The sequence below is a fragment of the Pseudomonas sp. Fl5BN2 genome (assembly GCF_009908205.1).
GTDB lineage: Bacteria > Pseudomonadota > Gammaproteobacteria > Pseudomonadales > Pseudomonadaceae > Aquipseudomonas.
In genome coordinates, this window is record NZ_JAAARL010000006.1 from 1 (window position 1) to 13812 (window position 13812).

Below are 13812 nucleotides of genomic sequence, written 5' to 3' on the forward strand. Positions count from 1 at the left end.
GTTCTAGAAAAAACAATAAAACTCTTGAGGAGTACTTGCTGTGGAAAGCCGCAAATCCGAAGCCTCTTCGCTGGACCTCTCGCCCTCGCTGAACAGCCGTTGGCTGGAGCGCGTCTTCAAACTCAGGTTGCATGGCACCACGGTGAAGACCGAGCTGATTGCCGGTCTGACAACCTTCATCACCATGGCTTACATCATTTTCGTCAACCCCAACATCATGGCCGACGCCGGCATCGATCATGGCGCCGCCTTTGTTGCCACCTGCATCGCCGCCGCCCTGGGCTGCCTGTTGATGGGCCTGTACGCCAACTGGCCGGTGGGGCTGGCACCGGGCATGGGCCTCAATGCCTTCTTCACCTACACCGTGGTCGGCACCATGGGCTACAACTGGGAAACCGCTCTCGGCGCGGTATTCATCTCCGGCGTGCTGTTCATGATCCTGACCTTGTCACGGATCCGTGAATGGCTGCTCAACAGTATTCCGGTAAGCCTGCGTTTCGCCATGGGCGCCGGGGTCGGACTGTTTCTTGGACTGATCGGCCTGAAGACCGCCGGTATCATCGTCGATAGCCCGGCCACCCTGATCAAGCTCGGCTCCCTGCGCGAGCCCGGTCCGCTGCTGGCGGCCATCTGCTTTCTGATGATCGCGGTGCTCAGCTATCACCGGGTGTTCGGCGCAATTCTCATCAGCATTATCGCCGTGACCCTGGCCGGTTGGGGCCTGGGCCTGGTGCACTACAACGGCATTATGTCGACCCCGCCGAGCTTGGCGCCGACCTGGATGGCCATGGACATCGCCGGAGTGTTCAACGTCAGCATGATCAGCGTGGTCCTGGCCTTTCTCTTCGTACACATGTTCGACACCGCCGGCACCCTGATGGGCGTGGCTCAGCGCGCTGGCCTGGTGAACGCTGATGGCAAGATTGAAAACCTCTCCCGCGCGCTAAAAGCTGACAGTGCCTCCAGCGTCTTCGGCGCAGTGGTTGGGGTGCCGCCAGTGACCAGCTACGTGGAAAGTGCCGCAGGTGTGGCCGCGGGTGGTCGGACAGGCCTCACTGCAGTGACCGTGGGCGTGCTATTCATCGCCGCCATGTTTTTTGCCCCATTGGCAGGCATGATCCCCGCCTACGCCACTGCCGGCGCCTTGATCTACGTGGCCATGTTGATGATGGGCGGCATGGCGCATATCAACTGGGACGAGGCCACCGACAGCATTCCGGCGATTGTCACGGCGATCATGATGCCCCTGACTTTTTCCGTCGCTGATGGTATTGCCCTGGGTTTCATCACCTACGTGGTGCTGAAGGCCGGGACCGGTAAACACAAGGAAATCTCCATCAGCCTGTATGTACTGTGCGCGATCTTCATCGCCAAGTTCATTTTCTTGTAAGCCCGCCTGTTTTATCCGCCCCATCCTGTCGGATGGGGCCTTTGTGCATTAGGGAAAAAGTGATGAGCCTGGAAACCTGGCTGCTGTTCGGTGCTGCTGCTCTGGTAGTGATCCTGATCCCGGGGCCTTTGTCGTTGCTGATGATCAGCAACAGCCTGAACTATGGGCTGCGTCGCTCCTACCCGGCCTTTCTTGGCGGGGTGTTGGCCTCAATCTGCCTGTTGAACGCTTCGGCGCTGGGCCTGGGAGCACTGTTGCTGGCTTCGGAACAACTGTTCAGCGCCCTGAAGGTTGTCGGCGCCCTCTATCTGTTTTATCTCGCCTGGCAGAGCTGGCAGCAGTCGCGGCAACCATCCCACGGCGCCGTGGTGCCTGAAGCCGCACCGAAACCGCGCTTTCGCGCACTGTTCGGGCGCGCTTTTGTCCTGGGAGCCAGCAATCCGAAGGACATTCTGTTCTTCGCCGCCTTCCTGCCGCAGTTTCTCAGCACCCAGCAGCCATTCCTGCCACAACTGCTGGTCATGATCGTCACCTGGACCCTGCTGGACCTGGCCTGCAAACTGGCCTATGGCCTCAGCGCCCACGGTGCTGCGCGCTACTTGCGCAGCGGCAAGGGTCAACGTTGGTTCAATCGCATCAGCGCCGGACTGTTCAGCAGCGCCGGTGCTGCGTCCTTGCTGAGTCGTTGAACACATTACTTGCCGGCGAAGGCTATGTAACAGGCGAAAAAAAGCCCGCAGTGTGAGCGGGCAAAGACCAAAGAAGCTATTTGCGCAGGATTCTTGGGGGAAAGTCCTAGCTTCCTCTGTAGGTCGAATAGCTGTAAGGCGAGATCAACAACGGCACGTGGTAATGCTCCTGCTCAGCGCTGATGCCGAACCGCAGCACCACCACATCGAGGAAAGCCGGCTGGGGCAGTTGCACGCCACGGGCGCGGTAGTAGTCGCCGGCATGGAATTGCAGTTGGTACACCCCGGAACGGTAGTCATCACCCTGCAGCAGTGGCGCATCGCAACGGCCGTCGCTGTTGGTCAGGGTACTGGCGACCAACTCCAGCTGGGTCCCTTCAATCCGATACAACTCGACCTTGATAGCGCTGCCTGGGCAGCCATGTGCGGCATCCAAAACGTGTGTAGTCAAACGTCCCATTGATTCTGCGTGCCTGGCGCAACTGAAGCGTTCAGGCCTCGCGCCTCCCGAAGTCAGTGATTAAAAGGGAGCCACGGCGATTCGGCGGATGAAAGGCTGTGACGAGGCGATGATTAAGACACTTTTAAAAAAAATTGTACACAATAATAATCACAAACATTCACCCTCCGCGGCTGTTTTCCCACACCTGATGAGTCGACCTCAACAGCACGGCAACAGACGACTTGCGATCCATTAGCTGACCATTCAGGCAAGTTTCTTGCAGGTACCGTCCATAGCGACGAATGCGGAAAAATGCAAAAAATCAGGCTTACAAAGTGATTATAAACTTGTATACAATCACCCCATCGCAGTGACGCCTACCTGGCTTCCCAGCTTCAGGTCCCGCCACGCCAACGTCATCACGAATAAGAAGGAAGACTGCAGTGAGCGCTGACTACCCTCGCGACCTGATCGGTTACGGTTCCACCCCTCCTCACCCTCACTGGCCAGGCAATGCCCGAGTCGCACTGTCCTTCGTGCTCAACTACGAGGAAGGTGGCGAGCGCAACATCCTTCATGGCGACAAGGAATCGGAGGCCTTCCTTTCGGAAATGGTTTCGGCGCAGCCGCTGCAGGGCGAGCGCAACATGAGCATGGAGTCGCTGTACGAGTATGGCAGCCGTGCCGGGGTCTGGCGGATTCTCAAGCTGTTCAAGGAATTCGACATTCCCATGACCATCTTTGCCGTAGCCATGGCCGCCCAGCGTCACCCGGATGTGATCCGGACCATGGTCGAGGCCGGCCACGAGATCTGCAGCCATGGCTACCGCTGGATCGACTACCAGTACATGGACGAGGCCCAGGAACGCGAGCACATGCTCGAAGCGATCCGCATCCTCACCGAAATCACCGGCGAGCGCCCCCTGGGCTGGTACACCGGCCGCACCGGCCCGAACACCCGGCGCCTGGTGATGGAGGAAGGCGGCTTCCTTTATGACTGCGACACCTACGACGACGACCTGCCCTACTGGGAGCCCAATAATCCGACCGGCAAAGCGCACTTGGTGATCCCTTACACCCTGGACACGAACGACATGCGTTTTACTCAGGTACAGGGCTTCAACACCGGAGACGATTTCTTCCACTACCTGAAAGACGCCTTTGATGTGCTCTACGCCGAAGGCGCCGAAGCGCCGAAGATGCTTTCCATCGGTTTGCACTGCCGGCTGATAGGCCGTCCGGCACGCCTGGCGTCGCTCAAGCGCTTCATCGAATACGTCAAAGGCCACGAACAGGTCTGGTTCACCCGCCGGGTCGACATCGCCCGCCATTGGCAACAGACCCATCCTTACCAGAGAGCGGCGAAATGACTGCCTTCCAGAGCCTCAAGCCCTCGACCCTGAGCCGCGAAGCCTTTGTCAAAGCCTTCGCCGATATCTACGAACACTCCCCATGGGTTGCTGAAAAAGCCTATGACCTGGGCCTCGACGCTTCCGTCGACCAGATCGAAACCTTGCACCAGCGCATGAGCGATATTCTCTTGAGCGCCGATCACGCCAGCCAACTGGCACTGATCAACGCTCACCCGGACCTGGCCGGCAAAGCTGCTGTCCAGGGACAGCTGACCGAAGCCAGCACCCATGAACAGGCTGGCGCCGGTATTCATCAGTGCACGGCCGAAGAGTTTCAGCGCTTCACCGAACTGAACGATGCCTACAAGGCCAAGTTCAAGTTTCCGTTCATCATGGCGGTGAAAGGCAGCAACCGGCATCAGATCCTCGCAGCGTTCGAAACTCGTATCCACAACTCGGTGGATACCGAGTTCAAGTGCGCGCTGGCAGAGATCAACAAAATCGCCTTGTTCCGACTACTGAGCCTGTAGCGGCCAGCCCCTGACGCCCCGAGAAATCGGCTCAGCCTGTGCCACCACCAGGGCCCTGCGGCATCTCCAGCCACCTATTTCAAGGCAGACAAGAAAAATGAAAGCTTGCGCCGTACCTTTCGAGAAGTTCGTCAACCTGGCCGATGCCCGCTTGGGCACCAAGATAATCTCGGTCACCGATGACTGGTTCGCTGACGCGAATCGGCTGTTCCAACCCACCCCGGCGGTATGGAAGGAAGGCGTGTTCGATGACAACGGCAAATGGATGGACGGTTGGGAATCGCGCCGCAAACGCTTCGAAGGCTACGACAGCGCAGTGATCCGCCTGGGCGTACCCGGCCGAATCAAGGGCGTGGATATCGACACCTCATTCTTCACCGGCAATTTCCCACCATCGGCGTCCCTGGAAGCCTGCTTCCTGCCTGAAGGCGAACCCACCGATGACACCCTGTGGGTCGAAGTGCTGTCGGCGGTCGAGCTGCAAGGCAACAGCCACCACTATCACGAGATCAACAACGACCAGCCGTTCAGCCACCTGCGCTTCAACATCTACCCGGATGGCGGCGTAGCCCGTCTGCGGGTCTACGGCGTTCCATACCGCGACTGGTCGACCATCGGCAACAATGAACAAGTCGACCTGGCTGCGGCCCTCAACGGCGGGCGCGCCCTGGCTTGCTCCGATGAGCACTTCGGGCGCATGGGCAACATCCTTAACCCGGGTCGTGGCATCAACATGGGCGACGGCTGGGAAACCGCCCGTCGTCGTACCCCGGGCAATGACTGGGTGATCATCGCCCTGGGTCACGCCGGTGAAATCGAGAAGATCATCGTCGATACCCTGCACTTCAAGGGCAACTACCCGGACTCCTGTTCGATACAAGGCGCCTTCGTCAAGGGTGGCACCGACAGCCAGATTGAAACCCAGAGCCTGTTCTGGCGTGAACTGCTGCCGAGCCAGAAGCTGGAAATGCACGCCGAGCATAGCTTCGCCGAGCAGATCAAGGCGCTGGGGCCGATTACCCATATCCGCCTGAACCTATTCCCGGATGGAGGCGTCAGCCGCCTGCGCATCCTGGGCAAGGTTGCGAAATAAAGGTGCCCTCGATCGCGGGCAAACCCGCTCCTGCTGGTTCGCGTGCAAGTGTGTAGGAGCGAGCTTGCTCGCGATGGCAATACAAACAGACCAACACCCACTCAAGATAAGAAGAACAGCATGCGCACACTAATGATTGAGCCCCTGAGCAAAGAAGCCTTCGCCCCCTTTGGTGACGTGATCGAAACCGACGGCAGCGATCACTTCATGATCAACAATGGTTCGACCATGCGCTTCCACCGCCTGGCGACGGTTGAAACCGCCCAGCCGGAGGATCAGGCAATCATCAGCATCTTCCGCGCCGATGCGCAGGAAATGCCCATGACCATCTGCATGCTGGAACGCCATCCGCTGGGCAGCCAGGCTTTCATTCCGCTGCTCGGCAACCCTTTTCTGATCGTGGTTGCGCCACTTGGCGATAAACCTGTATCAGGCTTGGTCCGCGCCTTTGTCAGTAATGGCAGGCAGGGCATCAATTACCATCGCGGCGTTTGGCACCACCCGGTGCTGACGATCGAAAAGCGGGATGACTTCCTGGTGGTTGATCGCAGTGGCAATGGCAATAACTGCGATGAGCATTTCTTCAAAGAGGATGAGCGTTTGATCCTCGCCCCCCACCAATAAGAGAAGGTCTGATCACCCAACAACTAAGGGTGACAGGCAAGAGGTAAAGACTGTGGAAGCACATCTGTTGGAATGGCTCAACCTGAGCGTGCGTTGGATACATATGATCACGGGTGTGGCCTGGATCGGCGCATCGTTCTACTTCGTCTGGCTGGAGAACAATCTCAACCGCGTCAATCCCAAGGATGGCCTGTCCGGCGACCTCTGGGCGATTCACGGTGGTGGTATCTACCACCTGGAAAAATACAAGCTGGCTCCACCCTCGATGCCGGAGAACCTGCACTGGTTCAAGTGGGAAGCCTACTTCACCTGGATGTCAGGGATCGCCCTGCTGTGCCTGGTGTTCTACCTCAACCCGATGCTCTATCTGGTTGCCCCTGGCAGCGGCCTGAGCGGTCCTGAAGGTGTAGCCATCGGCGTCGCTGCGCTGATCGCAGGCTGGTTCGTCTACGACTTCCTCTGCGATTCGCCACTGGGCAAGAAACCCGCCCTGCTCGGCCTCATCCTGTTCCTCCTGCTGATCGGCGCGGCGTATGGCTTCAGCAAGGTGTTCAGCGGCCGTGGCGCTTACCTGCATGTGGGCGCGATCATCGGCACCATCATGGTGGGCAACGTATTCCGCATCATCATGCCGGCCCAGCGCGCGCTGGTGGCGGCGATCGCGGAAAACCGCACCCCGGACCCGAGCCTGCCGGCCAAGGGCCTGCTGCGTTCGCGTCACAACAACTACTTCACCCTGCCCGTGCTGTTCATCATGATCAGCAACCACTTCCCGAGCACCTACGGCAGCCAGTACAACTGGTTGATCCTGGCCGGTATCGCGGTCCTGGCAGTGTTGGTCCGTCACTACTTCAACACCCGTCACGACAGCCACAAGTTTGCCTGGACCCTACCGGTCGCGGCACTGGGCATGATCTGCCTGGCTTACGTGACGGGGCCGACACCAGCCCCAAGCACCCCTGAAGTAGCCAAGACTCCTGCCCAGATCGAGTACCAGCCACTGCCGGAAACCGCCCTGGGTGGTGGTGCCAAGCCCGCAGCGCCGACGGCCGCGGAAACCCCGGCAGCAACCGCACCGGCACCGGCGCAGGCATCCAATACGGGCCCCACGTTCAACAAGGTGCACAGTGTGATTCAGGAGCGTTGCGCGGTCTGCCATTCGGCCAAGCCCACCAGCCCCCTGTTCAGCACTGCACCAGCCGGAGTGATGTTCGATACCCCCGAACAGATCCGCCTGCAGGCTGCACGCATCCAGGCCCAGGCTGTTGCCAGTCAGATCATGCCGTTGGGCAACATCACCCAGATGACCCAGCAGGAACGTGAACTGATCGGCGCCTGGATTGCCCAGGGAGCCCAGACCAACTGATCAGAGCCTGTCAGGCTGCTCTGCGAGCAAGCTCGCCCCTACAGAACCGGACTTATCTGTAGGGGCGGGCTTGCTTGCCCTCAGCCGATCAATATTCACCTGTTGCAGACACGCTGTGCGCAACCACGCAGCGGTTAAATCACAAGAATAAAAAAGATCCGAGGTGTTGCATGTCCGATTCATCCGAACAGTGCGTCCCCGATGCGCCCGCCATCCAGCGTTTGCCCTTCCTGCAACTGATCCTGGTAGGGCTGCAACACGTTCTGCTGATGTATGGCGGTGCAATTGCGGTACCGCTGATCATCGGACAGGCCGCGGGCCTGAGTCGTGAAGAAATCGCCTTCCTGATCAACGCCGACCTGCTGGTGGCCGGGATCGCCACCATCGTCCAATCCTTCGGTATCGGCCCCATGGGCATTCGCATGCCGGTAATGATGGGAGCCAGTTTCGCCGCCGTAGGCAGCATGGTGGCCATGGCCGGCATGCCCGGTATCGGCATGCAGGGGATCTTCGGCGCCACCATCGCCGCCGGTTTCTTCGGCATGCTGATTGCCCCGTTCATGTCCAAAGTGGTGCGTTTCTTCCCCCCCCTGGTCACGGGAACGGTGATCACCTCGATCGGTTTATCACTGTTTCCCGTGGCGGTGAACTGGGCCGGCGGCGGCAGCACCGCTGCGCAATTCGGTTCACCGATCTATCTGAGCATTGCCGCACTGGTGCTGGGCACTATCCTACTGATCCATCGCTTCATGCGTGGTTTCTGGGTGAATATCTCGGTGCTGATCGGCATGGGCCTGGGCTACATACTGTGCGGCCTGATCGGCATGGTGGACCTTAGTGGCATGGCCCAGGCGCCCTGGTTGCAAATCGTCACGCCACTGCACTTCGGCATGCCGACGTTCCATCTGGCCCCGATCCTGTCCATGTGCCTGGTGGTAGTGATCATCTTCGTCGAGTCCACCGGGATGTTCCTCGCCCTGGGCAAGATTACCGGCCAGGAAGTGACTCCACGCATGCTGCGTCGTGGCCTGCTTTGTGACGCCGGGGCCTCCTTCTTCGCCGGTTTTCTTAATACCTTCACCCATTCCTCCTTCGCCCAGAACATTGGCCTGGTGCAGATGACCGGAGTCCGCTGCCGCTCCGTGACCATAGTCGCTGGCGGCCTGCTGATCATCCTCAGCCTGCTGCCCAAGGCGGCCTTTCTGGTGGCTTCAATTCCTCCGGCAGTACTGGGCGGTGCGGCAATCGCGATGTTCGGCATGGTGGCGGCCACTGGGATCAAGATCCTCCAGGAAGCCGACATCGCCGATCGACGCAATCAGCTGCTGGTAGCGGTGAGCATCGGCATGGGCCTGATTCCAGTGGTCCGTCCGGAGTTCTTTGCCCACCTACCGCTGTGGATGAGCCCCATTACCCACAGCGGCATCGCCATGGCGACCTTGAGTGCATTGCTGTTGAACCTGCTGTTCAACATCCTTGGAGGCACCGAGCGAGCCACCAGCAGTCCTCAGGAAGCTCATCAGCATTGAGTCGTGACCAGGGCGCTGGATCGGCGCCCTGAGCCTTGCTTCATCTTTCATGTATGTGTCCGCAGCGGTCGTCAGTCAAAGACCGACCACTGCCCGCTAAACGCTGCGCCTTGAAAATAAAAACAAACAGGGAGCAACAATCATGCAGCCTGCCCAGCTTCGTCTGAGGGTGGCCGTTCAACGGCCATCGACGCCAGGTGATGACCCTGACTGCTCGCAGTCACCCCTCTCCTATTGCCAGCCATTACGGATGCTTTTCTGAGATGGCCGGCATGCCTGCCCCAAAGTGGCTGCAAGTGCGCTGTTGCGGAGCACTTGAGCCCTGCCGTGGGAGCCAGTATTCTCCGCGGCCGCGCAAATCTGGTCTAAAAAAAAGCCCGGATGAAAAACCTGACCTGAAAGCCAACTTATCCCGGCCCAGACAGGTATCAAGGCATTCGAAATCAATGCTGAAAAAACTCTCGACCGACTGTATCGCAACAGCCGGGCGTGAGTTTTTTTGCTTTTTTTCGGCCTTGGCTCAGCTCTTGCTAAAAGCAAAAAAGCTGACCGATCGGATGGTTTTTTACAGCAAGAGAAAAGGCGCCAAATCAGAGCGCCGAGACAAAAAACGTGGAACTACCTACTTTGGGAGCAACCGAATGAAACCGATGTGCACACGCCTGATGCTGGCCGCCAGCCTGCTGGCCGGAGGGCAGGCCGTAGCTGGCGACCTACTGCAATGGCAGAACAACAGCCTGACTTACTTGTACGGCAAGAACTTCGAGGTCAATCCGCAGATTCAACAAACGGTGACTTTCGAACATGCCGATGCCTGGAAGTACGGCGACAACTTCTTCTTCCTCGACCGCATCTTCTACAACGGCAAGGAAGACGGCAACGTTGGCCCGGATACCTACTACGGTGAGTTCAGTCCGCGGCTGTCGTTCGGCAAGATCTTCGACCAGAAGCTGGAGTTTGGCCCGATCAAGGATGTGCTCCTGGCGTTCACCTACGAATTCGGCGAAGGCGACAACGAGTCCTACCTGATCGGCCCGGGCTTCGATCTGGCAGTGCCCGGCTTCGACTACTTCCAGTTGAACTTCTATCAGCGCCACACCGAGGGCAGCCGCCCGGGTGACAACGTCTGGCAGATCACTCCGGTGTGGTCCTACACCATCCCTATGGGGCGCTCGGACATCCTGATCGACGGCTACATGGACTGGGTGGTGGACAACGACCAGAACTCCAAGGGTACCTACCACGCCAACCTGCACTTCAACCCGCAGGTCAAGTACGACCTGGGCAAGGCACTGAACTGGGGTGCCAAGCAGTTGTACGTCGGTTTCGAGTACGACTATTGGAAGAACAAGTACGGCATCCAGGACTCCCGCGCCTTCGAGACCAACCAGGATACCGCCAGCCTGTTGGTCAAGTACCACTTCTGATGGGTGCGTGACACGGCCTGCTCTCATGTCACCGATGAGAGCAGGCAACTCAGGTCGATGCGCCACCTCGGCGCTAGATCAAACTGCGGCCTCGCCCCTCGCCATCAGGCAAGGCGCGATCCAGAGTCCCGCCAAAATGCCGGATCGGCACTTTTGAGCCGTTCCACCGCATTGTGAATATGGCTCAGCGCCGCCTGCCGCGCGCCCTCGACATCCCGCGCCGCGATCGCCGCATAGACCGCGAAATGTTCGTCATGCACTGTGCGTGTCAGATCCCGTCGGCGCTCCTCATTGGAGCGGGTGATGCGGATCGCCTCCTTGATGAACTGCGCAATGAACTCATGCAGCGAGGGGTACAGCGGATTACCGGTGGCTTGGGAAATCGAGAAGTGGAATGCCAAGTCCTGCTCAACACCGTCCTGGCCCGCCTGTTCGGCGGCATCGATGGCCTGCAACGCCTGATGAATAGCCTGCAAATGTTCAGGGGTATGCCGCTGAGCCGCCAGCGCCGCTGCCTCGCCTTCAATGCCACGCCGTAACTCGGTGACCCTGAGCACCGCCTCGATTGACCCGCGCACATCCAGATCAATGGTGAATGCCTTGATATGTGCACCCTCGCAGACCACGGTGCCGCTGCCCTGACGCACCTCCACCAGGCCGGCTGACTTCAAGCGCGAAACCGCCTCGCGGATAACCGTACGGCTAACACCAAAACGCTCGGACAGGACAGGTTCAGTGGGCAAGCGCGAGCCCGGCAAGGCCTCACCACTGGCGATGTGTGCCTTGAGTGCTGCGGTTACCTGATCCGCCAGCGTGCCCTTGGCCGAATCTTTGAGCGTTGTCAGAGAATCGACGGCAAGGGAAGTGTTATCAGGCTTCGACATGGGTATCTCTGTATTCAAATTGGCTAACGGTACTGCATTTCAGGCACGCCGTCCCGTTCACTGTCCGACCATTGAATTCGTATGATGTATTATGATATCTAAGACACCTCAGCGAGTCCGATAAAAACAAAATCACCCAAATACAAGAAACAAGGATGGGTAAAGACATGCCTGAATCACTGTCGCAAACAGCTGCCCGCTCCACCACCGCGACGTTCGAGGACCTGGCCTATCGCAAAGTCGCCTGGCGCATCCTACCGTTGCTGCTGTTGTGCTACCTGGTGGCCTACCTGGACCGGGTCAACGTCGGCTTCGCCAAGTTGCAGATGTCCGAAGACCTGCAGTTCTCCGAAGCGGTCTACGGCCTGGGCGCCGGGATCTTCTTCATCGCCTACTTCCTGGTGGAAATCCCCAGCAACCTGATCCTGCATCGGGTCGGTGCGCGCTTGTGGATCGCCCGCATCATGATCAGTTGGGGGATCATTTCCTCGTGCATGGCCTTCGTCAGCACCCCCACCTCCTTCTATGTCATGCGTTTTTTGCTGGGTATTGCCGAAGCAGGGTTCTACCCCGGGGTCATTCTGTACTTGTCGTATTGGTTCCCTACCAACCGCCGCGGCAAGATGTATGCCCTGTTCGCCACCGCCGTACCACTCTCGGGATTGATTGGCGCGCCCTTGTCCGGCTGGATCATGAGCGCCCTCAATGGCTATCACGGACTTGCCGGCTGGCAATGGATGTTCTTCCTCGAGGGCTTGCCATCGATCCTCGTCGGCGGCCTAGTGATCTACTGCCTCAGCGACCGTATCGCCGATGCCGGCTGGCTGACCCGCGAAGAGAAAGGACTGCTGCAGACCCGGATCGACGCCGAGGCCGACGGCCATCAGATTCATAGCGTCAGGCAAGTGTTCAGGCAGCCGCGAATCTGGCTGCTGACCGCTATCTACTTCTGCATGATCGCCGGCTTCTACACCGTCGGCTTCTGGCTGCCTTCGCTGATCCGCCAGGCAGGCGTGAGCGATGTGTTCGAGGTCGGCATGCTCACGGCAATTCCCTACGCCGCAGCGGCGCTGACCATGGTGCTGATCTCCCGTAGTGCTGACCGACTGCGCGAACGCCGCTGGCATCTGGCGTTGACTGCGGTGCTCGGTGGCATAGGCCTGATGATCTCCGCCACCTGGAGTGACAACTTCACCGTGTCGATGATCGGCCTGACCCTGGGCGCCATGGGTGCCTTCAGTACCCTGCCTCTGTTCTGGAGCCTGCCCACGGCCTTTCTCGGCGGTACCGCAGCGGCGGCCGGCATCGCCCTGATCAACTCCTGGGGCAATCTTGCGGGCTTTGTTTCGCCCTACCTGATGGGCTTTCTCAAAGACCTGACCCAGAGCACCACGATCGGCATGTACGTCATGGCCAGCGCGTTGTTCATCGGCGCCCTGCTGGTCTTCAAAATTCCCGGAAAACTCGTCAATCGCTGATCATTGGAGTCACTCATGAATATTCTTGTCACTGGCGCGGCCGGTTTTCTTGGACGACGCCTGATCGCAGCCTTGCTGCAGCGTGGCTCACTGACCGACCGTCACGGCCAACTGCAGCCCATCAGCCAAATCATCGCGTTCGACCGGGAACCCGTGCAGGGTCTCGATGACCCTCGGGTTCAGGTCAAAGGCGGAGATATCACCGATGAACAGGTACTGGCCAATTTGATCGACGCCGACACCGATAGCATCTTTCACCTGGCCGCCGTGGTCTCCAGCCAGGCGGAGAGTGACTTCGAGTTGGGGATGCGGGTCAACTTCAGTGCCACCCAAAACCTGCTGGAACGGGCACGCCAGTTGGGCACCTGCCCGAAGTGGGTGATGACCAGTTCCGTCGCGGTCTTCGGTGGCCAGCTACCGGATACTGTTGGCGATGATCAGGTTTGGGCTCCACAGAGTTCCTATGGCACCCAGAAAGCCATGAATGACCTGCTACTCGCGGACTACAGCCGACGAGGCTTCGTCGATGGCCGGAGCTTGCGCATGCCGACCATCGTCGTGCGTCCGGGCAAACCGAACCTTGCCGCGTCCAGCTTTGCCAGCGGCATCATCCGTGAACCGCTCCACGGCCAGCCCAGTGTCTGCCCGGTAGCCTTGAATACCCGACTGTGGTTGATGTCTCCGGCTCAGGCCATTGCCAATCTGATTCACGGCCATGAACTCACTGGGGCGCGCTTGAGCCAAGGCCCGGTCATCAATATGCCTGGCCTTTCACTGACAGTGGAACAGATGATCAGTGCACTACGAGAGGTGGCGGGAGACGAGGCGGCCCAGCGTATTGAGCTACGCCCGGATGCCAACATCGAGCGTATCGTCGGCTCCTGGCCGGGCGCGTTCAGCGCGTCTTACGCCCGGGAACTGGGCTTCACAGCGGATGAGGACTTTGCCAGTGTGATCCGTCAGTTCATGCAGGACTACCTGCCGCACTCAATGCAATAACGCCATGGA

At 59.1% G+C, this 13812-nt stretch carries 13 protein-coding genes; 11 read left to right on the top strand and 2 right to left on the bottom strand.

What is annotated here, in order from left to right; genetic code table 11:
• Nucleotides 1-40: 40 nt before the first annotated feature.
• Together GV819_RS09795 and GV819_RS09800 are read left to right on the top strand one after the other, a co-directional pair.
• Nucleotides 41-1390 carry an NCS2 family permease gene (locus GV819_RS09795; protein ID WP_161755882.1) on the top strand — a complete coding sequence of 450 codons (1350 nt, stop codon included), beginning with the start codon at nt 41-43 and terminating at the stop codon, nt 1388-1390.
• A 62-nt stretch (nt 1391-1452) separates the two neighbouring features.
• Nucleotides 1453-2079 (top strand): LysE family translocator, encoded by a 627-nt coding sequence (locus GV819_RS09800; RefSeq protein ID WP_161755883.1) that lies wholly within the window; start codon nt 1453-1455, stop codon nt 2077-2079.
• Nucleotides 2080-2185: 106 nt separating this feature from the next.
• Here GV819_RS09800 and uraH read toward each other — a convergent pair whose 3' ends face one another.
• Complete coding sequence (gene uraH, locus GV819_RS09805; protein ID WP_161755884.1) at nt 2186-2539, bottom strand: hydroxyisourate hydrolase; 354 nt, start codon at nt 2537-2539, stop codon at nt 2186-2188.
• Nucleotides 2540-2964: 425 nt separating this feature from the next.
• On the opposite strand from uraH, the gene puuE reads away from it, so the two are divergent.
• From puuE to GV819_RS09840, 7 genes are all read left to right on the top strand, one after another.
• The gene (gene puuE / locus GV819_RS09810) at nt 2965-3891 is read left to right on the top strand and encodes an allantoinase PuuE (protein WP_161755885.1); all 927 of its coding nucleotides are present in this window, start codon (nt 2965-2967) and stop codon (nt 3889-3891) included.
• On the top strand, nt 3888-4403 hold the full coding sequence (gene uraD / locus GV819_RS09815; RefSeq protein WP_161755886.1) for a 2-oxo-4-hydroxy-4-carboxy-5-ureidoimidazoline decarboxylase: 516 nt from the start codon (nt 3888-3890) through the stop codon (nt 4401-4403). The genes puuE and uraD overlap by 4 nt, the downstream gene beginning before the upstream one ends.
• A gap of 97 nt (nt 4404-4500) precedes the next feature.
• Nucleotides 4501-5496, top strand: a complete 996-nt coding sequence (gene alc / locus GV819_RS09820; protein WP_161755887.1) for an allantoicase — start codon at nt 4501-4503, stop codon at nt 5494-5496.
• Between the two features lie 120 nt (nt 5497-5616).
• A complete protein-coding gene (locus GV819_RS09825; RefSeq protein ID WP_161756194.1) occupies nt 5617-6120 on the top strand; it encodes an ureidoglycolate lyase in 504 nt (167 codons plus the stop codon).
• Nucleotides 6121-6172: 52 nt separating this feature from the next.
• A complete protein-coding gene (locus GV819_RS09830; RefSeq protein ID WP_161755888.1) occupies nt 6173-7486 on the top strand; it encodes a urate hydroxylase PuuD in 1314 nt (437 codons plus the stop codon).
• 170 nt (nt 7487-7656) lie between these two features.
• Nucleotides 7657-9015: a nucleobase:cation symporter-2 family protein gene (locus GV819_RS09835; protein WP_161755889.1), complete on the top strand. Its 1359-nt coding sequence runs from the start codon at nt 7657-7659 to the stop codon at nt 9013-9015.
• 641 nt (nt 9016-9656) lie between these two features.
• Nucleotides 9657-10442, top strand: a complete 786-nt coding sequence (locus GV819_RS09840; RefSeq protein ID WP_161755890.1) for an outer membrane protein OmpK — start codon at nt 9657-9659, stop codon at nt 10440-10442.
• Nucleotides 10443-10546: 104 nt separating this feature from the next.
• On the opposite strand, the gene GV819_RS09845 is transcribed toward GV819_RS09840, so the two are convergent.
• Nucleotides 10547-11332, bottom strand: a complete 786-nt coding sequence (locus GV819_RS09845) for a FadR/GntR family transcriptional regulator (protein WP_161756195.1) — start codon at nt 11330-11332, stop codon at nt 10547-10549.
• 161 nt (nt 11333-11493) lie between these two features.
• Between GV819_RS09845 and GV819_RS09850 the strand changes: the two genes are divergently transcribed.
• The gene (locus GV819_RS09850) at nt 11494-12804 is read left to right on the top strand and encodes an MFS transporter (protein ID WP_161755891.1); all 1311 of its coding nucleotides are present in this window, start codon (nt 11494-11496) and stop codon (nt 12802-12804) included.
• A 15-nt stretch (nt 12805-12819) separates the two neighbouring features.
• Nucleotides 12820-13803: a D-erythronate dehydrogenase gene (gene denD / locus GV819_RS09855; protein ID WP_161755892.1), complete on the top strand. Its 984-nt coding sequence runs from the start codon at nt 12820-12822 to the stop codon at nt 13801-13803.
• The last annotated feature ends 9 nt before the right edge of the window (nt 13804-13812 follow it).